Annotated in this window: 22 protein-coding genes and 1 pseudogene; 5 read left to right on the top strand and 18 right to left on the bottom strand. The window is 49.1% G+C overall.

What is annotated here, in order from left to right:
• Positions 1-8: 8 nt before the first annotated feature.
• The 3 genes from glpC to glpA are packed head-to-tail and all read right to left on the bottom strand — an operon-like array spanning position 9 to position 4,224.
• A complete protein-coding gene (glpC, locus tag R7127_RS07860) occupies positions 9-1,235 on the bottom strand; it encodes an anaerobic glycerol-3-phosphate dehydrogenase subunit GlpC (RefSeq protein WP_004726856.1) in 1,227 nt (408 codons plus the stop codon).
• Entirely contained in the window at positions 1,232-2,557 is a 1,326-nt protein-coding gene (gene glpB, locus R7127_RS07855) for a glycerol-3-phosphate dehydrogenase subunit GlpB (RefSeq protein WP_318148334.1), read from the bottom strand. The genes glpC and glpB overlap by 4 nt, the downstream gene beginning before the upstream one ends.
• A complete protein-coding gene (glpA, locus tag R7127_RS07850) occupies positions 2,554-4,224 on the bottom strand; it encodes an anaerobic glycerol-3-phosphate dehydrogenase subunit A (protein ID WP_025594253.1) in 1,671 nt (556 codons plus the stop codon). The genes glpB and glpA overlap by 4 nt, the downstream gene beginning before the upstream one ends.
• A 701-nt stretch (positions 4,225-4,925) precedes the next feature.
• Here glpA and R7127_RS07845 point away from each other — a divergent pair.
• On the top strand, positions 4,926-5,552 hold the full coding sequence (locus R7127_RS07845) for a recombinase family protein (RefSeq protein ID WP_318148333.1): 627 nt from the start codon (positions 4,926-4,928) through the stop codon (positions 5,550-5,552).
• 670 nt (positions 5,553-6,222) lie between these two features.
• On the opposite strand, the pseudogene R7127_RS07840 reads toward R7127_RS07845, so the two are convergent.
• The 6 genes and pseudogenes from R7127_RS07840 to mrkA form a co-directional block, all read right to left on the bottom strand.
• A pseudogene (locus R7127_RS07840) lies at positions 6,223-6,534 on the bottom strand (transposase); the annotation flags it as partial.
• A 310-nt stretch (positions 6,535-6,844) separates the two neighbouring features.
• Positions 6,845-7,480 (bottom strand): type 3 fimbria minor subunit MrkF, encoded by a 636-nt coding sequence (gene mrkF, locus R7127_RS07830; protein ID WP_097561883.1) that lies wholly within the window; start codon positions 7,478-7,480, stop codon positions 6,845-6,847.
• A 13-nt stretch (positions 7,481-7,493) separates the two neighbouring features.
• On the bottom strand, positions 7,494-8,489 hold the full coding sequence (gene mrkD / locus R7127_RS07825) for a type 3 fimbria adhesin subunit MrkD (RefSeq protein WP_318148332.1): 996 nt from the start codon (positions 8,487-8,489) through the stop codon (positions 7,494-7,496).
• A complete protein-coding gene (gene mrkC, locus R7127_RS07820) occupies positions 8,480-10,966 on the bottom strand; it encodes a type 3 fimbria usher protein MrkC (protein ID WP_318148331.1) in 2,487 nt (828 codons plus the stop codon). The genes mrkD and mrkC overlap by 10 nt, the downstream gene beginning before the upstream one ends.
• Positions 10,967-10,977: 11 nt before the next feature.
• The gene (mrkB, locus tag R7127_RS07815) at positions 10,978-11,679 is read right to left on the bottom strand and encodes a type 3 fimbria chaperone MrkB (protein WP_000820818.1); all 702 of its coding nucleotides are present in this window, start codon (positions 11,677-11,679) and stop codon (positions 10,978-10,980) included.
• A 95-nt stretch (positions 11,680-11,774) separates the two neighbouring features.
• Positions 11,775-12,377 carry a type 3 fimbria major subunit MrkA gene (gene mrkA, locus R7127_RS07810; protein ID WP_318148330.1) on the bottom strand — a complete coding sequence of 201 codons (603 nt, stop codon included), beginning with the start codon at positions 12,375-12,377 and terminating at the stop codon, positions 11,775-11,777.
• 241 nt (positions 12,378-12,618) lie between these two features.
• On the opposite strand from mrkA, the gene R7127_RS07805 reads away from it, so the two are divergent.
• Both R7127_RS07805 and R7127_RS27035 read left to right on the top strand, forming a co-directional pair.
• Positions 12,619-13,316 (top strand): IS1-like element IS1B family transposase gene (locus tag R7127_RS07805; RefSeq protein ID WP_223844742.1). Its coding sequence is split into 2 segments (ribosomal slippage): positions 12,619-12,868 and positions 12,868-13,316, totalling 699 coding nucleotides; the frame shifts between segments, so codons are not numbered across the junction.
• Positions 13,317-13,557: 241 nt separating this feature from the next.
• Positions 13,558-13,794, top strand: coding sequence for a helix-turn-helix domain-containing protein (locus R7127_RS27035; RefSeq protein WP_411977852.1), 237 nt, complete (start codon positions 13,558-13,560; stop codon positions 13,792-13,794).
• Between the two features lie 164 nt (positions 13,795-13,958).
• On the opposite strand, the gene R7127_RS07800 is transcribed toward R7127_RS27035, so the two are convergent.
• From R7127_RS07800 to radC, 3 genes are all read right to left on the bottom strand, one after another.
• A complete protein-coding gene (locus tag R7127_RS07800; RefSeq protein ID WP_318148329.1) occupies positions 13,959-14,723 on the bottom strand; it encodes a hypothetical protein in 765 nt (254 codons plus the stop codon).
• Positions 14,724-14,836: 113 nt separating this feature from the next.
• On the bottom strand, positions 14,837-15,268 hold the full coding sequence (locus R7127_RS07795; RefSeq protein ID WP_021452675.1) for a DUF2787 domain-containing protein: 432 nt from the start codon (positions 15,266-15,268) through the stop codon (positions 14,837-14,839).
• Positions 15,265-15,738 carry a RadC family protein gene (radC, locus tag R7127_RS07790; protein ID WP_020835153.1) on the bottom strand — a complete coding sequence of 158 codons (474 nt, stop codon included), beginning with the start codon at positions 15,736-15,738 and terminating at the stop codon, positions 15,265-15,267. The genes R7127_RS07795 and radC overlap by 4 nt, the downstream gene beginning before the upstream one ends.
• A gap of 145 nt (positions 15,739-15,883) precedes the next feature.
• Between radC and R7127_RS07785 the strand changes: the two genes are divergently transcribed.
• Together R7127_RS07785 and R7127_RS07780 are read left to right on the top strand one after the other, a co-directional pair.
• The gene (locus R7127_RS07785) at positions 15,884-16,063 is read left to right on the top strand and encodes an AlpA family transcriptional regulator (RefSeq protein ID WP_020835154.1); all 180 of its coding nucleotides are present in this window, start codon (positions 15,884-15,886) and stop codon (positions 16,061-16,063) included.
• A 176-nt stretch (positions 16,064-16,239) separates the two neighbouring features.
• Entirely contained in the window at positions 16,240-16,509 is a 270-nt protein-coding gene (locus R7127_RS07780) for a hypothetical protein (RefSeq protein WP_005445453.1), read from the top strand.
• 80 nt (positions 16,510-16,589) lie between these two features.
• Here R7127_RS07780 and R7127_RS07775 read toward each other — a convergent pair whose 3' ends face one another.
• The 6 genes from R7127_RS07775 to R7127_RS07750 form a co-directional block, all read right to left on the bottom strand.
• A complete protein-coding gene (locus R7127_RS07775) occupies positions 16,590-17,270 on the bottom strand; it encodes a response regulator (RefSeq protein ID WP_065274349.1) in 681 nt (226 codons plus the stop codon).
• Entirely contained in the window at positions 17,257-18,912 is a 1,656-nt protein-coding gene (locus R7127_RS07770) for a sensor histidine kinase (RefSeq protein WP_318148328.1), read from the bottom strand. The genes R7127_RS07775 and R7127_RS07770 overlap by 14 nt, the downstream gene beginning before the upstream one ends.
• A gap of 112 nt (positions 18,913-19,024) precedes the next feature.
• The gene (locus R7127_RS07765; protein ID WP_005445449.1) at positions 19,025-20,326 is read right to left on the bottom strand and encodes a sodium ion-translocating decarboxylase subunit beta; all 1,302 of its coding nucleotides are present in this window, start codon (positions 20,324-20,326) and stop codon (positions 19,025-19,027) included.
• A 15-nt stretch (positions 20,327-20,341) separates the two neighbouring features.
• Positions 20,342-22,153 carry a sodium-extruding oxaloacetate decarboxylase subunit alpha gene (gene oadA, locus R7127_RS07760; RefSeq protein ID WP_065274351.1) on the bottom strand — a complete coding sequence of 604 codons (1,812 nt, stop codon included), beginning with the start codon at positions 22,151-22,153 and terminating at the stop codon, positions 20,342-20,344.
• An 11-nt stretch (positions 22,154-22,164) separates the two neighbouring features.
• Complete coding sequence (locus R7127_RS07755; protein ID WP_021452680.1) at positions 22,165-22,416, bottom strand: OadG family protein; 252 nt, start codon at positions 22,414-22,416, stop codon at positions 22,165-22,167.
• Between the two features lie 68 nt (positions 22,417-22,484).
• Positions 22,485-23,828, bottom strand: coding sequence for a citrate/sodium symporter CitS (locus R7127_RS07750; RefSeq protein WP_065275061.1), 1,344 nt, complete (start codon positions 23,826-23,828; stop codon positions 22,485-22,487).
• Positions 23,829-23,973: the final 145 nt, after the last annotated feature.

Here is a 23,973-nt window from a genome sequence, read left to right as displayed (position 1 = left end):
TTGGAAGACTAAGCCAGTGCTTGCGCCAGCAAGCTGACCGGGTGAATGGTTTCCAGCGCGGTGTTCTCTTCGATTTGCCATTTACAGGTTTCGCAGTCGGTGATCGCAAAATCTGCATCGGAGGCTTTGATCGAGTCAAACAGGTGCGAGCCGATTTTCATCGACACGTCATAGTTCTCTTCTTTAAAGCCATAGGTGCCCGCCAAACCGCAGCATTCGCTATCGAGGACAATCAGTTCTAGGCCCGGAATCATGCGCAGTAACTCAATGGTAAACATCACGTTGCCACTGCGTTCCAAGTGACAAGGCGTGTGATAAACCACTTTGAGGTTGACCGGTTTCATTTTCGGCGCATTGCCATTCATAAACTCTTTCAGCAGGAAGCGCGTGACGTATTCAATGTCGTTGGACACTTGGCTGTTGTCGACGCCGAGCACATGCGGGTATTCCTGTTGCAGCGTGAACGAGCAAGTTGAGGAGGTTGAAATCACTTTGGTGTGATATTCATTGACCGCAGTTTCCATGTTCTTCACGTTCAGCAATGCGTTTTTACGCGCTTTGTCATGAAAACCGTTGGCAATCAAAGGCACGCCGCAGCATTTCTCGTTGTTCAGCAAGCGTACGCCAATATTCATCGCATTCAACACCTTCACCAGATCTTTGCCCAATTGTGGGTGGTTGTAGTTGACGTAGCAGCCATGAAAGTAGGTGACTTGGCGCTGATACAGCGGCTGGCTGGTGCAATTTTGTTTAAACCAGCGACGGAACGTGCCGTGCGAGTATTTCGGCAACGCTTTGTGGTCATGCACGCCGATGGTTTTGTGCATGATTTTTTTCACCAATGGCATCGATGTGGCGAAGTTCACCACTGGTGCAAATGGCGTGGCCAGTGAGCCGAACAGGTCGGTGTGGCTCAGCACGTAGTCACGCATCAGTTTCGGATTGAGCGGTTTCTTGCCATGTTTACCCCGCGCGACGGCGATGATGTCGCCGATTTTCACCCCAGAAGGACACGCGGTTTCGCAGCGTTTGCAGTTGGTGCAGTATTTAAGCGCTTCGTCGTAATATTCCGGGTTTTTAATGCGCAGGCGCTCGCCATCCGGCCCGCACTGTTTCGGGCCTGGGTAATCTGGGTTGGCTTTTGCCACGGGGCAGTACACCGTGCAGACGGTGCATTTAATACATTGGTCAAAGCTGGTATTCAGAGGAGCAGCTTTTGAAAATGGCGCGTTCATGCGAGCACCTCCTGATCGAATGGGTTAGGGTGAGACGCTGACAATTGAGGTTCTAGGCATTGCATGATGGCGTGGTAGGCGGTGCCAATCGCGACGCCGCCACCGCACCCTTCAAACACGGGATCGTATCCCGACAACATGGAGCCGCAGCAGTACAAGTTTTTAATGGTGACGCCGCTGCGCTGTGGGTTCAATTGCGCGTTGGTTTCGACACCGAATGCCATAAAAGGGTGTGAACGGTCGGCAAAGAAGGCCGGATTGCGCCAATCAACGCGTGCTGGTTTATGCGTCACTTGCAAGCCAAAGATCGGTTCTTGGATGGCGTGTTGCTCGGCATGCAACCCTTGGCTGAAATAGCTGCCGGTTGCCATGATGTAGTTGTCAGCGCTGATGGCCATGTCGCGCAGGTTTTGCGTTTGCAGGCTAACCAGACGCTCGCCGTCAAACGTGCCGTTGACCACTTTGTCGCCTTTGAGGTGAATGCCACCCAGCAGCAGGAAGGTGCGACTGAGCGCCTCTTCAATGCGAATACCCAGCAGCGATGGTGGCATGGTCGGCACTTCGTGAAATTGCAGTTGCGTGGTGTCGCGTAGCTTCGTTAGCAGCGTTAGGCCATCGCCGTTGCCCATGATCGCGGGCATGATCACCAAGTCGTTGCGATTGGCTGCACGCATCAAACCATCGCATAGCGCGGTCCACGCGGCATCGTGTTTTAGCAAACGTGCAATGTCGATTGAGCGCAGCTCATTTGGGTTGCGGCGGTATCCGTCAAACCCCGGAATCGACAGGGTGACCGTGTGAATCGGCACACTTTGAAAATCGGGATGCTGGTGAAGGTTATCTTTCAGCATTTGTGGCTGAAAATCGCGATAGCCATCGATCGAAACCACCACAATACGCTCAAACGAAACTTCTTGGCGGTGTTGGTAAACAAATGGCTGCGATAGCCAAGTCGCTTTGAGTGTGCCAAGCGGCGTGATGCGCCCGTGATTGGCCAAATCATCTTGATGCGATAGCGGCACGTTCGCGGTGGCGAGCGTTTGACGAAACCATTCCAGCCCTTTTTGCAGTGTGCTACGACCCACCGTGTTGTACGGATGGGACGGCGCTTGTTGCTGTAATGCGTCGAGGGCATCAAACGGGTGGGTGACCGCGCTGCCATCTGGTAATTTCGCCAGCACATCAATGGAGCCGGAAGAGAAATGTAACGCGCTTTGACCCTGATTGATGAGCACGGTTTTTTTGCCAGCTTGCAGGCTGCGAATTGCAGCGGTATAACCCGCAATGCCCCCGCCGATCACGGCCACATCATAATGCATCATAATTCCGCCTCCTGTTTTTGTTGTTCTGCTTGAGGGTGTTCTGATTGAGCGGGCTGGGGCAGGTCGCTGGCACCGAGTAATCCTTCGTAAATCCAATAGCTGAATTCCGCTTCGCGCAGCGCATCACCCCAGAAAATGGGTTTGATGCCTTTCCAGCGCTCTTCTAGAAAATCGACCAACAATTCACTCGATTGACAGCCATCGACCTGACCATATTCGGAAAACAGGCTGGCCGCACGGTAGATGCACAGTTCGCCCTGACAAGGGCCCATGCCTAAGCGAGTGCGGCGGCGCAGATCGACCAAGTTGTTGACGTCGAGCTGTTTAATCGCGTATTCAATTTCGCCCGCAGTGACCATTTCACATTCACAAATAATCGCTTGGCTCTTGGCATCGTCAGACAAGAATTGCGTGGCGCGTTCACCATGGCGATAAATGGCGGATTCATACACCGGTTTGGCGATGCTGGCGGTTTTCTTGATGGCTTTTGGCGTTTCGTTTGACCCCGGCAGTGGGCGCGTGTGGGTTTCGCACGCCTGAGTGTTGCCCAGTTTCTTCGCCACTAAGTCGGTCGCCCATTCCGCCATTAAGCGGTAGGTCATCAGTTTGCCGCCGGTAATGGTGGTGAGGCCTTTGAGGCCGTCGCGCTCTTGGTGATCGAGCAAAACGATGCCGCGGCTGATATTCCGGCCACTGCCATCGTCATCTACCGAAACCAAAGGACGTACCCCCGCGTAGGCACGCAGTACGCGCGTATTGGCCATGATCGGCGCAAGTTTCGCGCCTTCTGCCAACAGCACATCCACGTCACGTTCGGTGACGTGCAAGTTGTCGATCTGGTCGTAATCAATGTGTTCGGACGTGGTGCCGATAAGTGAAATGGTGTCGCCGGGCACCAGAATGTCGGCATCGGAAGGTTTACGGCAACGGTTGATCACCAAGTTATTGATGCGGTAATCGAGGATCAACAGCGAGCCTTTGGCAGGGAACATCTTGATGTTGAGGTCGGCATATTCGCAGATATGTTGTCCCCAAATGCCCGCGGCGTTGATCACTTCTTTGGCAAAGATTTCAAACTGTTGGTTGGTGCCCAATTGCAAACAGCGTACACCGAGTATGGTATCGCCTTGGCGAATCAAACTGGTGACGATGGTGCGGTTGAACATGCGCGCGCCGTGCTCTTTGGCATCAAGGACGTTCGAGGCACATAAACGGAACGGATCCAGCGTGCCGTCGGGCACTTTCACCGCACCGATCAGCGCCGGGTTCACGTTCGGTTCGAGCGCGAGTGCTTCTTTTGGCGTTAAACGGGTCGCTTCGATACCGGCATTGCCGCAAGCCTGAATAAAGGTGTCTTGAAAGCTGAGTTCGTCTTCAGGCAGGGTAATGAATAGGCCGTCAGTCGCTTCCACACAATGGCGAGCGATGCGTTTGAGCGTTTGGTTTTCTTGAATGCATTCTTTGGCCGATTCTGCATCAGTGACGGCATAGCGCGCACCAGAGTGCAGCAAGCCGTGGTTACGACCCGTGGTGCCGGAGGCGATGTCATCTTTCTCTAACAGAATGCACGCGATGCCTCGCAATGCGCAGTCTCGCATGATGCCTGTGCCGGTCGCGCCGCCGCCAATGATGACAACGTCGGTTTCCATTCGTTGATAAGCCGTCATGACCTTTACCTTATGCAACTTTAATAAACTTACAACTAGTATGTTTTTTTTTATCATTTACGTTCGATATATTGCTCACAAAAGCGCGAACGAGCGTTAAATTGATAGTTTTGGTGATTGTTTCGTGTGGGTGTGGAGAAATTAACCAACAATGTTGCTGGTATTTAACAGGGTTAGGCACATATTTGTTACATGTAAATCGATGAAAACAGGAATAAATTCGCTAACGAGCTGGTCTGATGTGCAAGCGGAGTCAAGAACGTTGTTGGTAAATGAAAACGTATGATGCCTTGTTTAATAAGCAATTGCTCAGTTTATTAGGGTTTTCTTGATTAGAAAATGGCGCGATAAAAACTAACCCTACTGATGAAATGATCAAAATGATGCGCCAATTAACAAAAAACGAGTTTGACATTAACAAACTTGTGCTCGAACGCTCATAAATTTCCTTGTTCGATTTTCGAGAGTGCTCTTCTGTGTCAGATTTGCCCACACAAAGTTTGTGTACATAACTATAAACAGGGGTGTGAAGCCCAACGGTACGGTTTCGTACGTTAAGCATTAAATCAAACAGTTAGAACGGTATGACGCTTAGGTATACTTATAAGTCACACGTAAAAATTGACACGAAAAGTAGATTTGTCATAACCTATTTGTCACACTTGTTTAGATCATAATCTAAATGTCACTTTGAGGGGCTTATGTACATCTTTGGATACTTAAGAGCATCAACCTCTGATCAGAATGCAAAACGTGCTTTACAGGAGTTTGCACAGCAAAAGGGCTTTCGAATAGCAGGTTGGTATATTGAGAATGAATCGGGAGCCTCATTACAAAGACCTGAATTACTCCGATTACTTGATGATGCTGCAATTGGTGATGCGATCATAATAGAGCAAATTGATCGTCTTTCTCGACTTGATGAAGAAAGTTGGTTCAAATTAAAAGAAATGCTGAACCAAAAGGAACTTAAGGTAATCAGTATCGATTTACCAACTAGCCATATCGCTTTTGCGCCACACATTCCCGACGAGTTCACTCGTTCGATGATCAGGGCTATTAATGGGATGATGATGGATATGCTCGCTGCAATTGCACGAAAAGATTACCAAGATCGACGGCGGCGGCAAGCTGAAGGGATCATGAAGGCTCGAGAAGAGGGAAAATATCGAGGAAGACAAGCAGATCTCCAGCTTCATGAAAAAATCTATCAGTTAAGAGTTATCAATGGGTTAAGTATCAGTGATACCGCTAAATTGACGAATGTGTCCACTAGAACGGTAATTCGGGTGGCTAAGAAGTTAGCAAGTGAGCGTTCATTGGGATAAGAAGCTTAACGTTTCTGTTCCTTATGGGCTCTAGTCCCCTAAACAAGAAATGCCCCAAAGTTTGTTTCGTCAAAAAGAACAGGATTGTTACTGGTTGAATTTTGACCAAGTATAACTAATCTGACATCCACGATTCACAAAGTACGAAAAATGGGCATCATTGTGCTGTTCTTGTTTCAAGCGCACTCGCTGACTTTTGCCCTGTAAATCAAGTTCAAAGTGTCACAAACTTTCAAAACGATTTTGGGCCATTTAGGTATAGATTTCTTATTAAAACCGTTGCTAACGCTTTCTAGGTAACAGGAAGCCTGATTTTTGATAGCTAACTTACGGATTTACCATAGTAGGAATAATAAACACCCGTTTTTGAGAGGTTCAACATTATTTTTAGGAATGTGGTGGTAGGATGTGTGAAATTGTTTGTATAAGTAATGGAATAAAAATGAAAAAACTAAACATCATGAATTATTAATTCACCGATCTATTTGTTTTTGTCAACATATTCATTTGTTTAATTAATCGATTTATGGAAAGTAATCCTAATGAATAAAATAATCCTTTCAGCTATTGCGGCAACTGTGCTTTCTGGTTGTTCTACAATTGTTAGTAAGTCAGATTATCCGGTCACAATTCACAGTAACCCTGAGGGTGCTACATTTTCTATACCGAATCAACTTGAAGATGCAGGCTTGAGAACCTGAAAATTATCATTAATTCGAGATGCCAAAGAGCCTGCGATCTCTGGAAGAGTCACAGTAAAAAATTGGTCTATTGCCGCCTTGAAGTCCCGTTTACTTTTGAAGTAAACGTTGTTCCTCGACTTCTCATTCATTACTTTCCAAAGCCGCTCTATTGGATTGAGGTTTGGGCTGTAAGGTGGAAGATAATGCAGCTCGATATTAAGGACAAATGCCGCATCTCTGACCAAGTCACTACGGTGATATCCCGCACCCATATCAATGATTTTCTGGTGCGTACCGGGTTGAGAAGCGGTGTAAGTGAACTGCAGTTGCCATGTTTTACGGCAGTGAGAGCAGAGATAGCGCTGATGTCCGGCAGTGCTTTTGCCGTTACGCACCACCCCGTCAGTAGCTGAACGGGAGGGACAGCTGATAGAAACAGAAGCCACTGGAGCACCTCAAAAACACCATCATACACTAAATCAGTAAGTTGGCAGCATCACCGGTTTGCTATCCAGGGACATTACTGGCGGGAAGTCAGTATTGAACAACTGGTCGCCGATGATATTGCCATGTAAAAAAAGCCGGGAATTCCCGGCTTTTTAACGTCACTTAATTATAAACTAATTCCCACGTTGCCCAGCTGGTAATCGGCCCGCTGGTGGCGCTTTTCGGCGTTGGCGAAACATAGCCAACGTAATAGGTGAACAGGCCGCCGCTGACCGCGCTTTCCTGCAAACGCACCTGATTTTGCTGCGGGTCCGCCGGGACAATTTTATTACTCTTATCCAGCGTATTATTATCGTTAGTCGATAGGGCCAGATAAATATTCTGCGCTCCATCCGGCAAGGTATTGGCCAGATACCCGGCGTTTTCGTTACCGACCGCCGTCAGTAAAAAACCATCGACCCAGCGCACGCTGACCCGACGCACCTCATCCTGCGAGGCTGCCCCACCATCATGGCGCAGCTGGCAGTTTGACAGTGCCAGGGTAAACGGCTGCGGTTTCATAAACGCCCCGGCACCGCGATCGTGGACTTCCGCCAGGCTGACCGGCGCCAGCCAGACATTACCGCTGCCGGCATGCTGGCCGCCGTTTAGCGCGATGCTACAGGAAATATCCGTCACCCGCCCGGAAAAATCGACCCGTCCGCGATCGTAATTGGTCTCAAAACCCCACGCCGAGGGGGCGGCGAGGCTGCCGCAAAATAGCAGCCACGCGATAGTGTTTTTCGGCAATCCCTTCATTCCCCCTCCCGTATTAATCGTACGTCAGGTTAAAGATCATATGCGACTCCACCTCGCCGGTGCTGGTCGTCGGGCCATACTGATAAAAACGCGCTTGCAGCGGTATGGTGATGTAGCGGGTCTCCTGATCATTCAAGCGGCCGACGGTGTATTTCTTATTAAACTGCAGCGGGGAGCCATCCTTCAGCACCTGGATGCCAATGCCTTTCGCCATCCCGCTGCCGGCTTTTTCATTCAGCAAGGCGCCCATGGTAGCGGTAGTGCTGGTGGCCAGGGTACCGGAGAACGAGGTGCTGATGTTGGCATATCCCGTTTCACTCAGGCCGCCGCTGCACTGCAGGTCGATATTAAAATCCTTCCCGCCGGCGGTGGTGCCGACCCCTTTCAGGTCGGTGCGCCGGATGGAACCCACATCGACATTCATATTTTTCCCGCTCAGCACCGAACAGGAGGGCGAGACCACGGTGATGGCGCTGGCGCTCAGATAGGTTTCGAGGATCGGGTTAACGCCGCTCTCCCAGTCGTAGGAGGTGTACTTACGCGCCGCCAGGGTGCCGCTGCCGGTGGTTGCCGCGGTTTTGATAATCTCCAGCGTAAAGCGCGACCCTTCGAGGGAATAGTAGGTGGTGTTATATACCCGGGACGAATAGACGTCGGGATAGACGATATTTACCGTTGCGCCGCCGCGGCTGAAACGCATGCCGATTCCAGGCACGTTGGTGGAGTAGATTTTATTTCCAAGGTCCGTGGCCCCTGGCGACACGATCTTCGCCGCAAAGCGGTTGGTGCCGGAAGTACAGCGATAGCTTGCCCTGCCGGGAGCGCTCATCGTCCAGTCGCGGGTAAGGATCACCGAGCCCACCGGCAGATCCGGGGGCACCACCACCCTGCCCACCACCATGTCCAGCATCACCGTTTTCGATGAGAGACGCGTACAGGAGGCCCAGGACGAGGTGGTTCCCAGCGCCATTAAGACGATAAAAAGCGTTAGTAATTTCCTCAGCGACATACGCTATCCTTTGTTGTTTGCTGTCCCAGATCCACCGAACACTGCCCGCCGCTCCACTTCACAATCGCGCGTTTGGCGTTCGCATCGCTGATAAACATCATGCTGCCCTGGCCGACAACGCCGATCTCCTTGCCGTCGGGGGAGAAAATACTTGCCGCAAACGGCAACGGCTCGTGGTTCGCCTGGCGCGCCTGCAGGGTGAGGTTGTTCTGCACCTTAGTGCCGAACGCGACCTTAACCACGCTGCCTTCCCACGGCACAACCTGCGCCACGGTGCGATCGAAGGCCACGTCGTCATGGCTGCCTTTCGGGTCGATTTCCACGGCGTTAATCCGGTACGGGCGCAGATACGGCAGGATGGCGTAACCATTGCTGTCCACACGGGTGCCCGGCGATCCCGGAAGCATCGCCCCGGCCGCGTCTTTGGCTTCAATCAGGGCCATCGTCGAGCCGCTTTCCGGTGAGAGCACCACGCCGCCGCTGTGGGCGATCATCGTCCCGCTGGCGCCAATGCCGCTCTGACGATAGCCTTCGCCCTGGCTGTAGCTGCCGTTGAGGGTGGTCCATGGCGTACGGTAGCTGCCGTTGAGCGCCACATCATGCTGACCGCCGGTGGCGGTGGTGGTCGACACGCCGTAGTTAAGGTTGTTTTCACTGTCCAGCGAACCGTTGATACCAATCTGCGAGCTGGCAAAGCGTGAGTTATTGAACGAGGTGTTCGACGTCAGGTTGGCGGTGCGGTTATCGCCAAACCACAGCGGGTAGCTGAAGTTGAGTGAAATACGATCGTCGCGACGATGACCGGAGCTGTCTGGCGTATAGACGCGCTGCGCGCTCGCCGACCAGGAGAGACGACCAAATGAATTGTTGTAGCTGACCTGATACTGCTTCTCGGTCCCGGAGCGGTTCCAGTAATCGGAGATACGGCCGCTGAGATAAAACCCGCCCCAGCCGTCCGGCAGGTTCTGGTTCACCGTGAAGGTCATGCCGTTTTTTTGCCGCCACAGGGTGTAGTTGCTGCGACTATTTTTTTCCTGATCGACGGCGTACAGCGCGTCGTTGAGGTTGTAATAACCTTTCGTCGAGTAGCGATACGCCGCCAACACGATGCTGGTCTGGGTATCGGTAAACATGCGGTTAAAGGTCGCGCGATAGCTCTGACCCGAGTCATCATGGGCATCGCTCTTCAACCGCGAATGGGTGACGTCAAAAGAGAGCGCGCCGATGCCGGTGTTCATCCCGGTCCCCACCAGGAAGGCCTGATAGTCGTCAAAACCGGTGACCCCGGTGTAGCCGGTCAACTGGTTGTTGATCCCGTGCTGCCAGGTCGCCTGATAGAGCATCGGCTTGTTGCGCAGCGCGCTGTCGTCCACTTTACCGGCGGAGAGCGCGTAGCGGGTCATGCCCGGGCGCAGCAGCTGAGCAACGGAGGCGTAAGGCACGCTAAACACTTCTACCGAGCCATCCGCTTCTTTCACCGAGACCTCAAGATCGCTGTCATAGCCGGAAGGATAGACATCCTGCAGGGTAAACGGTCCGGGCGGAACGGTGGTCTGATAGATAATATTGCTGCCCTGACGCACGGTGACGAGGGCGTTGCTCTGCGCCACGCCGCGAATTTCCGGAGCATACGAGCGCATGCCGTCCGGGAACATATTGTCATCGGTGGAAAGATTAACCCCGCGCAGACCGATGGTGTCGAAAAATTCACCATTGGTGAAAATCTGCCCGCCGCTGACGATGGAGTTGAGCTGTGGGATAGGGCGCTGGAGATAGGTCTGGTTGCTGTTCCAGTGCGCTTTACCCTGCTGCTGCTGCCAGTTCAGGTTGCCGATGTGCTTCAGCAGCCAGCCGTCCCACGACAGTCCGGCGTTGACGCCCAGATAGGCGCTGCTGTTATCCGACCCGCCCACCGAAGAGGTATGGCTGTTCCAGGCGTTCGCCATCCAGCCAAGATTGAGCGCGGTAATACCTTTGTCCCAGAACTCCGGGCTGACATAGTTTTTCAGGCGTTGATCTTCATAGATCTGCGGTACCGAAATGTTCAACCGCAGGGAGGACTGGACCAGGTTGTCTTTGACGTTTTCTTCGTTGCGCCAGGATTTGAGGCTACCGCAGTAGCCCTCCTGCTCGCTCAGCTGCGGATTGAGCTTTTCCGCCGCGATGCCATATTGGGCCAGCATCGCTTTGGTGTAGCAGACGCCCAGCCGACCATCTTTATCGCGCGCGATGCGTAAATCGTAGCGCCCTTTCCACTCGTCGTTGGTGTAGACGTCAAGGGAGTAAGTGCCTTCGGTAATCGCGCTGGTCGAAAAGCGCGACAGATCGACCTTTTCGCGACTGCCGACAATAAAGCCGTCGTTAAACTGATATACCGTTCCCGGGTTTTCCTGTCCGCTGGAAAATGGCGGAAAGCAGCACAGCGCGATGGCGATCGCGGTGCTTAATCTTCCCGGGCAGAATGACCTCTGCTTCATTAGCTTTTCCCTTATTTAACGGCCACTTTCACTGCGACATCGGCGCCATAGTCATTAATGTTGTTAACGGTCAGGGTTTCGCCGCGGTTGACGGCGGAGGAGAGCGCCACCGTCTGGCTGGACTGCGGCGCCAGCATCACTGTTTTGCTGTTCAGCGCTTTACCGCCGTCGCGGGAAATACGGCTGACGGTAATGTAGAACGGCGTCGGGTTGTTGATGGCGAGACTACTGCCGCTGGCGGTCAGGGTCAGCTTCTCGGCCGCCGCATCGCGGTTGCCCAGTCCGGCAGGACGATAAATAAATTTAAAGCGCGAACGGATCGCCAGCTGCAGCACGTTCTGGCCTTCATTTTTCTGATTGGCCACCACCGGCGGAATTTCCAGCAGATTCAGCCACCACAGCGTCTCTTTATCTTTCGCCAGACCGGCGCTGCTACCGAGCTTAATACGCAGCGTCTGGCCGCTCTTGGCGTCAACGCGCGAAATCGGCGGGGTGATAATAAACGGGGTGGTAATGGTATCCGGTGTGGCATCGGCATCGCCGTTATCCAGCCAGGCCTGCGCCAGCGCCGGACGGTCGGCGTTATTTGAAAGCTGTACCGTTATTTCTTTTTCATTTCCTGGATAAATAAAGCGGGTACCGTTAACAATAATATTGTTGGCATGGGCCGCAAAACTAAAAATGAAACAGAAAAAAAGGGCAATACGCTTCATGCTGACCTCAGAATAAAAATACAAGCGGCGGACATTGCCGCTTTATTATTGTTATTAACTGCCCCATCGCGGGGCAGTTTTATTTTCTGACGGAATTACTGGTAAGTAATTTCGTAAGTCGCGTAGCTGTTAACCACACCGGTGGTTACCGTGGTCGGCGCGCTGGTGGCGTAGCCTACGTAGTAGGTGAAACGCGCGCCATCAGCTACAGCGGAAGCGTCGCCTTCCGCTTTCGGCTGAGTGCTGTCACCCGGGATGATTTTGTTGGTCAGCGCGGTAGCGTTGTCAGTAGACAGCACCAGCTGGATGTTCTGAGCACCGGAAGCTTCGGTGTTCGTCAGGTAGCCCTGTTGTTTGTTGGTTGCGCCAGCCAGCAGGTTACCGCCGGTCCAGTTCACGCCCAGTTTGCTTACGTCACCCGTGCCATCAGCAGCCTGGCAGTTAGAGACGTCAATGGTGAAAGATTTCGGTTTCAGGTAAGTATCCGCTGTTGCCGCTTTAACTTCAGTCAGGGTTACCGGAGACAGGTAAACGTTCGCATCGCTGCCCTGGCCGTTAACGGAAACAGTACAGGATACATCGGTAACTTTACCGAAGAAATTAACCTGGCCGCCGCCAACAGTGGTATCAGCTGCATGGGCAGCAGTCATGCCAAAAAACGCGGTTGCCATTGCTGCAGAGAGAAGAACCTTTTTCATTGTCATTTCCTTGTCAGAGTGAATTACGAATGCTAATAGAATCTTCGACTGACCGGGAACCGCAATATTTAAGGCGTCAGGTAACGAACCTAAAAATATAAGTTCGCTGGTGCTATCGGCTTCAAAGAATGCTATTTATTCGCCGACAAGTATACATTTTATTCGCCGACAAGTATACATTTTTTCGGTGATGCTGCCAACTTACTGATTTAGTGTATGATGGTGTTTTTGAGGTGCTCCAGTGGCTTCTGTTTCTATCAGCTGTCCCTCCCGTTCAGCTACTGACGGGGTGGTGCGTAACGGCAAAAGCACTGCCGGACATCAGCGCTATCTCTGCTCTCACTGCCGTAAAACATGGCAACTGCAGTTCACTTACACCGCTTCTCAACCCGGTACGCACCAGAAAATCATTGATATGGCCATGAATGGCGTTGGATGCCGGGCAACCGCCCGCATTATGGGCGTTGGCCTCAACACGATTTTCCGCCATTTAAAAAACTCAGGCCGCAGTCGGTAACCTCGCGCATACAGCCGGGCAGTGACGTCATCGTCTGCGCGGAAATGGACGAACAGTGGGGCTATGTCGGGGCTAAATCGCGCCAGCGCTGGCTGTTTTACGCGTATGACAGGCTCCGGAAGACGGTTGTTGCGCACGTATTCGGTGAACGCACTATGGCGACGCTGGGGCGTCTTATGAGCCTGCTGTCACCCTTTGACGTGGTGATATGGATGACGGATGGCTGGCCGCTGTATGAATCCCGCCTGAAGGGAAAGCTGCACGTAATCAGCAAGCGATATACGCAGCGAATTGAGCGGCATAACCTGAATCTGAGGCAGCACCTGGCACGGCTGGGACGGAAGTCGCTGTCGTTCTCAAAATCGGTGGAGCTGCATGACAAAGTCATCGGGCATTATCTGAACATAAAACACTATCAATAAGTTGGAGTCATTACCGGCTCTTGCTTGGCTCTATGATTTAGTTCTCACCAAGCTGACCCCGTAATACATATCATAAAAAGTAACAAAAAACGGTCTAAACATTCCTGTAGTGTGACCCTGGGTTGGCATAAAAAGGTTTGTTTGTCCAGTATTTCTAAACATAAGCACTGTAAAGTAATGCTAAACATGCCGTCAACTAATATCAGTGGCGCATGTGATGATAAATTACTGACTCAAACCCATTAGGACGCAAGCAAAGCTTTCTCAGGAGAAGCTGGGCGTTCTTGCGGGCCTAGACGAAACCACGGCCAGATCGCGTATATCTCAGTACGAAACCGGCACTTACAGACCTACCTTTGAAATGGTGTACTCAATTGCTGCCATCCTCGATGTACCAGAGTGCTACTTCTATATTGTTGATGATGATTTTGCCGAAGAGGTTTTGCAGCTTTACAGAAGTAAAAAACGCCAAAAATAAACCTTTCGACCAAAATCAATGGCCAAATGGAAAACCTCCATTTAGTAACAAGTCAGTAACAATAAACTCCCCTCTTTTCCGCATAGAAAACTGTACCTTTCACGGCTTATGTACCGCTTTTATGGCGAACCTTCTCGGCGTGGTGCCGATAAGGGGGCGTTACGTTAAATCGGACGCCCTTTTTGTGCGTAGGTGGTCGATTTACCATAACGGCACTTTGTGCGCATCAAGCCAAAGCCTAATCTTGAGGCAATCCTTTTAGCTAGCGCTATCTTAACCGAAGCGCTAGCTCTCCCAAACTCACTTTGCCATACAAAAAGTAATTTATGAATTGCTAATTTAAGTAGATGCTCTAGCTGATTTCTGTCCAGAGGTATGCCAGCGCCGATCACGGCAAACACACCTTTGTAAGAGTATTGAGTAAATGTGAGTAAGTAATCTCTAAGTGTGTTGGTAAGGTGTAGCGGTTCACCTCTCATTGGAAAGTCAGTAACATGCACTTTGGATGACCAATGGCTTTGGATGTCTTTTATATTTTCAGGTGCAATACCTGAAAGAAAGTTATCCAGTAGAGAAGTAAGGCTGTTAGGCAGTTGATGCTTGGTTGATTCGATTAACCAGTAGAGCAACACCGCTTCATGAGCAGTGGTGCTTAATGCAAGCGTCTCGGCTTTTTGATAACCAAAAGGTTTATCGCGGTCATCTACCATGACATCAGGAAACATGGCACAAATAGCGGACAGATTACGTTGGATAGTGCGTAGGGATCGCTGTAAACCAAGCGGTGAAAGTTGAGCTTGGATTTGTTTAGCGGTGATTTTCTTATTGTATGGAATAAGGTTGTAAATCGCCAAGATAAGCTCAAGATGGTATTGAGTTTGGTTAGGTTGCGTCATGGTAAGCTCAACGAGGTTTATTCTGTTGGGCATGACAATATCAAAAAGGTGCGACAAAGCTTGTCGTATCAATATCTTAGGTGAAATTGCTACGACGACCTCTATCGCATCTGCGTCATGGCGTGTCGTAATGAAGAGGAAGACGGTCACTTTCCAATGATAGATAAATGGATCTCATCAAAAGCTACTTTTGAAAGGTGACGAGCGAATGTTTTCATCCATATCTGCAAAAGATCTAGAACTTCTGGATGACTGAGATTAGCGGAGCCAGTATCCGGTTGGTAACACCAACCATTTGCTAAATGGAAATAAAGCTCAGGCTCCACTGAGTGCGCGCCTTCAAATGGGTAAGAAAAGCTAGCAAAGAAGACAACCTGCCAAGGTTCTGAACTTGAATCTCGTTTGAACTGCACTTCAACAGGGTGTATTCCTTGTCCATTTCGATAATAATTAAGTTGGCGACAATTCAAGACTAGCCGTTTTGCCTCATCGGATAAGTTGTAACGCGTGAACAATGCTTCTAATTGCTGATGAAGTTGAGGCACCAACGACACGTCACCATAAGTTGAATTGATCATAACCATCCCTTCTCTGCAAACGAGACACTGCTTTCTCCAACCACAATGTGATCCAGAACTCTGACATCCACCAGCGCTAAAGTATCGATAAGCTTACGTGTAATGCGTTTATCTGCCTGAGATGGCGAGGGATCTCCGGATGGATGATTGTGTGCCAGAATGACGGCGGCAGCGTTGACCTCTAAAACGGTTTTAACCACTTCTCGTGGATAAATACTGGCTGAGTCAATGGTTCCTTTGAAGAGCGGTTTGAACTCAATGACACGGTGCTGACTATCAAGCAGTAGTAGCGCAAAAACTTCGTGCTCTGCGCTGGCTAATTTGAATCGAACATATTCTTTTGTTGCATCCGGATTACAAAGGGCATCACCGCGAACATAGCGATTAGCAAGGATTTCTGCGGCATGCTCAAGGATTTCATTTTCTTGATATTTCTGTTGTTTTTGGTAGTGAAGGTTATCGGTCGACATAGGTCCTCCAAGAGTGAAACGATAGGAACTTCACTAAGAGGACATATATCTGAAAGTGATTGGTTTCATAGACAAAGAAGAGCTCTGAACGTTTTTTCTAACACACAGCGTTATCCCATGGGTAAAAGAATTAGGAGTCAATCCCATGAGATTTTTAAAGCTGAAAGAAGTGATAGAAAAGACCGCATTGAGCCGTTCGGCCATCTATAGAAAAATGAGTGAAGATGCTTTCCCTAAGTCAGTCAATTTAGGTGACCGTGCGGTAGCGTGGGTAGAAAGTGAAGTTGACGATTGGATGGCGAAGGTGTTAGTTAATCGACAGTGATTACCTGAAAACTGAAATTGAATAGCCACCTTCTAAAGAAGGTGGCTTTGGGCTAAAAATAAAAACCATAGAAATTAAATCATGCATTAAATCTGCGCTTTTTTTTGAACGCGCTTAGAAACTCAAACTCGATGATCCTGTGTAATGCTTCTGTCTACTAAACAAATGGTATGCGTATGATAGTAAGTAAGATATCTGATGAGCTAATTACGGAAAAAGCAAAACTAGAGTGGCTAGCGTATTGGCGTCACTTCAGCACCGTTAAGCATCGCCTTTGCTGCGAAGCCAACTGTACCGCAGAGCATGATTATGGTGTTCTGGTTAGAAAAGACGGGGAAGAGCGTAAGGTTTTCGTGGTGCCATTATGCAAGGCGCACAGTGATAATCTTGAACGATTGGAAGTCTCTGACGGCACAGAAATTATCTCCGCGGATCTGACCTTGTGATTTACGTTGTTGCTTCAACGACGTTTAGGGAACGCTTTGAATCGTAGGGTTTCAAAGCGTTCTTCCTAAGCAAAGGGAGGTTACATTTTCTTTTGATAAACCCTTTCAGGGCGACCAACTTTACCATGTTGAATCACAGCAAGTAGAAACCCTTTTGCGGCTAAAAACTCAAGATAACGTCTTGCTGTTGTTTTGCTGATGCCGACTTCATTGCCTAGAGACTCCGCCGTGTAAACAATTTCACCATCATCAAAGGCATTCGTGACTTTGTCGAGCGTGAGCTCATCGATCCCCTTGGGTAAGGCTTGCATGTGTGATGATTTGGATTGAAAGTTAAACAGCTCGTCGACGTGGCGTTGATTGATATTGTCATTTGCTTTTAACGAACTGGTGTACTTCAGATAGCGCTCTAAAGAATCGGTTAAGCGATCATAAGAGATCGGTTTTAGCAGATAGTCGAACACGCCACACCTTACGCCTTCTCTTACTGTTTCCATGTCATTGGCGGCGGTGATAAAAATAACATCTGGTGACTGCTTGGCAGCGGTTATGCCTTTCAATAAATCGATGCCTTTGCCGTCAGGCAAGTAGTTATCCAATAAGACTAGTTTTGGCTTCAGTAACTGAATCATCTTTCTGGCTTCAGCGATACTTTTTGCAATTCCGATAGGTCTGAAACGTTGTGTTTGCTGAAGATAGTAAGAATGAAAGTCCGAGATATTGGATTCATCTTCTACTATCAAAACGTCATAAATTTCCATCTTTCAAACTCTCGTTAGGAATAAATAAAGAAAAGATTGTTCCGGTTGGTTCGGCGTCGTCGACAAGGATTGCACCGCCAGCGTTATTGACAAGCTGGTGGACCAAATACAAGCCAATACCGTGTCCCGGTTGCGATTTGCTGGTGATCCCTTTATCAAATAGGGATTCTGCGATTTCATCGGGTATTCCAGTGCCATTGTCAGCAACCTCGACCACCAATTCCGTTTCGTTGGCGTCAGAAATCAGTATCGAGATGCATTTGTTGCTGTCAGGTTTTTTCAACGTTGCTTCATAAGCATTGTCGAGTAGGTTACCTATGATGGCGGCTAACTCATCATCAGTAAGTTTGGTTGGTGTACCGCTTAGGTGACAGTACGGATCAAAATGGAGAGCGAGACCAAGTTCTTTTGCTCGGCTGTATTTGCCCAATAACAGACCCGCAATCACTTTGGAGTTGAACGTACGAGAAATGAAATCAATCAGCTTTTGATGTATTTCTGTTTCTTGCCTTATGGCACTGAGCGCCTCTTCGTACGCGCCAATTTGAATCAGCCCACTGACTGTAGAAAGCTTATTTGCGTATTCGTGGCTCAATACTCGTAAATTGTCGGTTTGCTGCTGAACTTGGTTAAGTTGCGATGTAAGCGTGCTTAAATCATTGCGCGGTCTGAAGCTGATGACCCAACCAGAGTGTTGGTTGTCTTCCCAAATCTTTACACGAGTTGCGACCAAGGTTTCGCCGTTACAGGTAATCACTTGATGCTGTCTCTGTGACTCCTCCGCGTCCTCTGCCATCTTTGCTCCCAAGAAAAAGTCAGCAGGGGTGACGTATTCGTTGACCATTCGACCTTGGAGGTGGGAAAGATTACGCGCAATTCCCAAGATCTTAAGTCCCCTCTGGTTTGCCGACAAAATACGACCTTGTTTGTCGACCGCAATAATGCCTTCATAAACCGCTTCAAATACCGAGTTTTGCACACGGAGGGAGAGGGCGATCTCTTCTGGTTCCATGCCATACATCTGACTTTTGATATGACGGGAGAAGAACCAAGCGCCCAAAGATGAGCAAACTAGAATGATCAATAAGGCAAAGAAAAACGGCGTGGAGTAGAGGAGCAGTAAATTACTAACGGTATCCAGTAAATAGCCTACTGAAACAACACCAATGATCTCGCCAGTTGAGGAAATAATGGGGGATTTCCCACGTATCGCAAAACCTAAGCTGCCTTCTCGTATTGAGTAGTAGTGCAATCCTTGTTGAAGGGCGCGTATGTTGTCTCCACCTTGCATCGGGTAGCCAACTTTTTTGATGTCTGGATGCGCTAAGCGAATGCCCTTACTATCGCCGACGACGATGAAGTTGGCATCGGAAATCCCTTGTAGGCGCTTAATTTGTTTTTGCACTCGCGCTGTATCTCGTAAAGAGACCGCTTCGATCAGTTGAGGGTCGCTGGCAATTTCACGAGCTTGTATGACTGCGCGCGCACTGACCTGGTGGTTTAACGTATCAGAAAGGATGTGGTGGAAATAGCCTCCGATAAGGAGTAATTGAAACGAAACAACCACAAAAAGCAGCGCCCATACACGCTGTCTAAAAGAGAGGTTACGGCAGAGGTAGTCGTGAAATGTTCGGTCTGGCATGAATGGTAAGCTTCTTATTGATTGAAGGGTAAATTATCAAATGAAACAAGGAAGAGACTTGATCGAGATCTATTGAAGATAGTCAATCGAGCCTCGTTCCTTGTGTAACTGTCTAACCGATCACATATTTGATCATCACGCCTGCTGCAACCGCCGAGCCGATAACGCCGGCTACGTTTGGTCCCATCGCGTGCATCAGTAGGAAATTCTGTGCATTCGCTTCTAGACCCACTTTGTTGGACACCCTTGCTGCCATCGGAACCGCAGAGACACCCGCAGAGCCAATCAGTGGATTCACTTTTTCACTCGCGAAACGGTTCATCAGTTTTGCCATCAATACACCTGCCATTGTGCCAATACAAAACGCGACGATGCCAAGTGCGAGAATACCGATGGTTTGCGGCTGTAAGAACTTATCGGCAACCAATTTGGAACCCACAGAAAGACCCAAAAAGATGGTGACGACGTTGATCAATGCGTTTTGAGCAGTATCCGATAAACGTTCAACTACGCCACATTCACGCATTAAGTTACCAAAGCAGAACATACCTAGTAGCGGTGTCGCCGAAGGAAGCAACATGGCAATCAGAATCAACAGGAGCAAAGGGAAGCAAATCTTTTCTAACTTGCTTACTTTACGCAATTGCTGCATCGTGATTTGGCGTTCTGATTCTGTGGTCAGCGCACGCATGATTGGCGGCTGAATCAAAGGTACAAGTGCCATATAAGAGTAAGCTGCTACAGCGATAGCACCCAGTAACTCTGGTGCGAGCAAGCTAGATACGTAAATCGCCGTTGGACCATCTGCGCCGCCAATGATGCCCACAGCAGCGGCTTGCGCGACACTGAAATCCATCAAGCCCATAGAGCTCAAACCCAGAGCGCCGAGCACAGTTGCGAAGATACCAAACTGAGCTGCCGCACCAAGAAGTAAGGTTTTAGGGTTGGCTAACAATGGACCAAAGTCCGTCATTGCGCCTACGCCCATGAATATCACCAAAGGACCAGCGCCAGATGCAATTGCAATGCTGTAAAACAGGTACAGCATGCCATCTGAGTATTGATACTCTTCCGCGAGTAAGTGGATATTGGCAAGTTGAGTTGGTGTCGCCGTTGCAAGTGCCGTTTTTACTTCGGCAGCGGAGTCCGTCGCAATGTTCAACACAGAGCCAAATGCTGACATTACCTCTGGTTTGGCTGCATGGAGTGCATTTTCTACCGCAGACAAGGCTAAGCCTGCATCAGGTAGGTTAGCAAGAATCCCACCAAAGCCGATTGGCACCAACAACAAAGGCTCGAACTGTTTAACAATGGCGAGATAAAGCAGAATCAAGCCAACAATAAGCATGATGGCTTGTCCCCATTCGAGGTGGAACAAACCAAAGTCATTCACTAACGCTAAGACATTTTCCATGTGACTAATGCCTCGTTACGCCAGTTGAAGTAAAGGTTCGCCTACATCTACTGCGTCGCCTTCAGACACATCAATGCTGGCGATTTTTCCGGAACGTGGTGCACGAACTTCTGTTTCCATCTTCATCGCTTCAAGAATCAGCAGCACATCGCCTTCTTCAACTTCATCACCAGGCTTGGTGTGGATCTTCCAAATGTTACCCGCAAGTGGGGCGTTCATCGGCTCGGCATCTTGAGCGGTTGTCACTGGCTTTGATGGCGCGGGTTGCGGCTCTGACACGGCTTGAATATCTCCACCTGCGTCAACCTGAACGACATAACTTTGGTTGTTGACGGTAATGGTGTAAACACCGCTTTCTGAGGTAGCATTCATGGTTTGTTTCTCTGGTTTGGTGTTAGTTTTTGCTTGTGCTGTTGCTCTTGCTGCTTCATTGCAAGGTGCGGGTTCAAAGGCGTCTGGGTTGTTGCGGTTTTCTAGGAACTTCCAACCCACTTGTGGGAAAAGCGCGATAGTAAGTACATCGTCAATAGCGCTGCCGGAGAGCGGAATGTTTTGCGCTTTTGCTTGAGTGGTCACTTCTGTGGTCAGGTGCTCCAGTTCTGGCTCCAACTTATCGGCAGGGCGGCAAGTAATTGGTTCTGAACCTTCCAACACACGCTGTTGCAGTTCCGTGTCGACAAGGGCAGGCGTTTTGCCGTACTCGCCTCTCAAGACACCAGCGGTTTCTTTGGTAATGGTTTTGTAGCGCTCACCCATAAGGACATTGATGACAGACTGTGTGCCGACGATTTGCGACGTTGGCGTGACAAGCGGCAGATACCCAAGCTCTTTTCTGACTTTCGGGATCTCTTCTAACACGGCATCAAGCTTGTCTGCGGCATTTTGCTGTTTCAACTGACTTTCCATGTTGGTTAACATTCCGCCAGGGACTTGCGCCACGATAATGCGAGAGTCTGAGCCTTTTAACTGACCTTCAAAAGCGGCGTATTTTTTACGTACTTCTCTAAAGTATGCAGCGACAGCTTCCAGCGCTGAAATGTCCAAACCTGTGTCGTATTCAGTGTTTTGAAGTGATGCAACCAGAGATTCTGTTGCTGGGTGACCGTAAGTGCCGCTCATGGAAGAAATCGCTGTGTCCACACGATCTACACCCGCTTCAATGGCTTTCATTAACGTCATATCAGCCATGCCAGCGGTCGAGTGGCAATGCAGGTGAAGGTCAACATCCACTTGCTGTTTTAATGTTGAAACCAGCTCACTGGCTAAGGTTGGCGTCAGGATACCCGCCATGTCTTTGATTGCGATCGAATCAACGCCCAGTTCACTCAATTGTTGCGCGATGTCTACCCAGGTTTGTAGGTTATGAACAGGGCTAGTGGTGTAACAGAGTGTACCTTGAGCGTGTGCGCCTTGTTTTTTCACCGCAGCAATCGCTTGTTGCATGTTCCGTGGGTCGTTCATCGCATCAAATACACGGAATACATCCATGCCGTTTACCACAGAGCGCTCAATGAACTTATCAACGACGTCGTCAGCGTAATGGCGATAACCCAATAGATTTTGACCTCGAAGCAGCATTTGCAACGGCGTTTTTGGCATCGCTTTTTTGAGTTCTCGCAGTCTTTCCCAAGGATCTTCCCCTAGAAAACGAATGCAACTATCAAACGTAGCGCCACCCCAACACTCAAGTGACCAATAGCCGATGTCATCCAACTGTTGGGCGATTGGCAGCATATCGTCGATGCGTAAACGGGTGGCAAATAACGACTGGTGGGCATCACGTAATACAACGTCAGTGATACCAATGCGTTTAGTAGACTCAGACATTCGAATTCCTCTTATAGCGAGCTTTGTTTGATTTTTTGATGATGAATAGCGGCAGCAATCACAGCGACGAGTTGGTTATCATCGTTTGATGGTTTGGCAGCACCCACTTTCTTTTTCGGAGGGGGAGTTGGTTCGACATGAAAGCGCCCCAAAAAGCGAGACATGGCTTTGACAGCAAAGACCAAGAAAACAAGAAAAGTGAAGACAAAACCCATACCCAGTGTCATGAGGTTTAAGCCTTCGGCGAATAAATTAACTTCCATTAATATCTCCCATTGGACAAAACAAAGAGCAAAGGAAGACTTTGCTCTTTGACAAAATAAGAAGGGGATTAACCGCCCAACATGCCAAACACGACACTTGCGATGACCAGTACAATACCGCCACCAAGACGAGATGAGATTTGCGCGTAAGACAGCAAGCTCATGCGGTTTGAAGCAGCAAGAACTTCAAGGTCACCAGAGCCACCACGGTTTGCCATACATAGACCAGCAGTGATTGAAGACTCGATTGGGTAAAAGCCCATTAACCAACCACCGACAGAGGCACCAATGATTGCGCCAGCAACGATCAGTGTTGCGATGATTAAGTTCGTGAAGGTTAGTGCATTCATGATTTCGCCAAGGTCGGTATAAGCGATACCAACGCCCACCATGAGCACCCAAAGCAATTGTTTTGAGAAGAATGAAGACAAACGTTTTGCGCCTTCTTTCACTTCTTCAGAGCAGATACCACAGGCGTTAACAATCGCAACGATGATGACCATGTAAGCGAAAGTGTGGATTTTTACGTCACCAAAACCTGGCAGTATTTCTTTAGAAAGGGCGGATGAGAAGGTGTAAATACATGCCGCCATCATCAAGCCAATCGCGATTTCACGGGGAGTGATTTTTGGAGCTTCGCTCTCTTCAACATCGAAATTAGACTTACGCAATAGCTCGCCATTACCAGTCAAAGACGGTACTTTTTCACCGATGCTGTTTAGAACGGCTGCTGCGACAATCGCTACGATGTTAGCGATGGTTAAAATTGCAATTGCAACCGAGTAGTACTGTTCTTTAGAGCCACCCGTGACTGACTCATAGATTTCAGAAAGTGGAATCGCACCTGCACCGTTACCACCACCCATGATAGGCAGTACGTAAAGCATCATGATTTTGTCGATAGAAATGCCAAACATCATTCCGCCAAGAATGCCGAGAATTGAAGCACCTGCAACGGCTGCAAGAATGGTCGGAATGTAACCAACTAATGATTTAAGCAGTAGCTGACGGTTAACCGCCAAAATCGAGCCAGTGATCAGAACGGCAATGAACAAGTCGAGGAAATCGGTCTTCTTCATGACTGCAGTAACAGTGTCAATTTCGTTTTGGGTTAGTAAACCTGCATGAACAAACCAAGCTGCGACAAGGAAGATCATGACAGGCGCACCGCCAATGTATTTGTTAAAAATAGGCAGGCGTTTACCCAGTTCGCCAAATAGCGCACCAACAACAAACATAAAACCAAAACCGCCGACAATATTATCAGGGATGGTGTCTGTCATATGTGCAATTAACATGACCGCGAACATAAATGCATATAGCGGTAATGGTAAGCCAAAGATTCGGACTTGAGATAATAAGTCTAATCCCGGGCTTCTTGTTTCAGTTATTGAAAGGGTCTTTTCGTTCATCATTATTATTCCGTGTTGATTTAACATGGCGTAATTTAAATTTGAATGAAAAACCTAACTGTGAGTGTGATCATTTTACTTTGTGGAATATATACACACTTATGAATTTAAAGTTTTTAATTATTTAATTACTTAATTTACAGAT

This window comes from Vibrio sp. 1159 (assembly GCF_033340395.1).
Lineage (GTDB): Bacteria > Pseudomonadota > Gammaproteobacteria > Enterobacterales > Vibrionaceae > Vibrio > Vibrio alginolyticus.
This window is presented reverse-complemented; position numbering and strand designations above follow the sequence as displayed.

Bases quoted from the DNA above. Each gene is read 5' to 3' on its own strand.
- R7127_RS07785 (WP_020835154.1), top strand. From the start codon at position 15,884: ATGAGATTTTTAAAGCTGAAAGAAGTGATAGAAAAGACCGCATTGAGC.
- mrkD (WP_318148332.1), bottom strand. From the start codon at position 8,489: ATGTCGCTGAGGAAATTACTAACGCTTTTTATCGTCTTAATGGCGCTG.
- mrkC (WP_318148331.1), bottom strand. From the start codon at position 10,966: ATGAAGCAGAGGTCATTCTGCCCGGGAAGATTAAGCACCGCGATCGCC.
- R7127_RS07795 (WP_021452675.1), bottom strand. From the start codon at position 15,268: ATGATCAATTCAACTTATGGTGACGTGTCGTTGGTGCCTCAACTTCAT.
- mrkF (WP_097561883.1), bottom strand. From the start codon at position 7,480: ATGAAGGGATTGCCGAAAAACACTATCGCGTGGCTGCTATTTTGCGGC.
- R7127_RS07755 (WP_021452680.1), bottom strand. From the start codon at position 22,416: ATGGAAGTTAATTTATTCGCCGAAGGCTTAAACCTCATGACACTGGGT.
- radC (WP_020835153.1), bottom strand. From the start codon at position 15,738: ATGTCGACCGATAACCTTCACTACCAAAAACAACAGAAATATCAAGAA.
- R7127_RS07780 (WP_005445453.1), top strand. From the start codon at position 16,240: ATGATAGTAAGTAAGATATCTGATGAGCTAATTACGGAAAAAGCAAAA.
- R7127_RS07775 (WP_065274349.1), bottom strand. From the start codon at position 17,270: ATGGAAATTTATGACGTTTTGATAGTAGAAGATGAATCCAATATCTCG.
- mrkA (WP_318148330.1), bottom strand. From the start codon at position 12,377: ATGAAAAAGGTTCTTCTCTCTGCAGCAATGGCAACCGCGTTTTTTGGC.
- glpB (WP_318148334.1), bottom strand. From the start codon at position 2,557: ATGATGCATTATGATGTGGCCGTGATCGGCGGGGGCATTGCGGGTTAT.
- R7127_RS07750 (WP_065275061.1), bottom strand. From the start codon at position 23,828: ATGAACGAAAAGACCCTTTCAATAACTGAAACAAGAAGCCCGGGATTA.
- R7127_RS07800 (WP_318148329.1), bottom strand. From the start codon at position 14,723: ATGCCCAACAGAATAAACCTCGTTGAGCTTACCATGACGCAACCTAAC.
- glpC (WP_004726856.1), bottom strand. From the start codon at position 1,235: ATGAACGCGCCATTTTCAAAAGCTGCTCCTCTGAATACCAGCTTTGAC.
- R7127_RS07765 (WP_005445449.1), bottom strand. From the start codon at position 20,326: ATGGAAAATGTCTTAGCGTTAGTGAATGACTTTGGTTTGTTCCACCTC.
- R7127_RS07770 (WP_318148328.1), bottom strand. From the start codon at position 18,912: ATGCCAGACCGAACATTTCACGACTACCTCTGCCGTAACCTCTCTTTT.
- oadA (WP_065274351.1), bottom strand. From the start codon at position 22,153: ATGTCTGAGTCTACTAAACGCATTGGTATCACTGACGTTGTATTACGT.
- mrkB (WP_000820818.1), bottom strand. From the start codon at position 11,679: ATGAAGCGTATTGCCCTTTTTTTCTGTTTCATTTTTAGTTTTGCGGCC.
- R7127_RS07845 (WP_318148333.1), top strand. From the start codon at position 4,926: ATGTACATCTTTGGATACTTAAGAGCATCAACCTCTGATCAGAATGCA.
- glpA (WP_025594253.1), bottom strand. From the start codon at position 4,224: ATGACGGCTTATCAACGAATGGAAACCGACGTTGTCATCATTGGCGGC.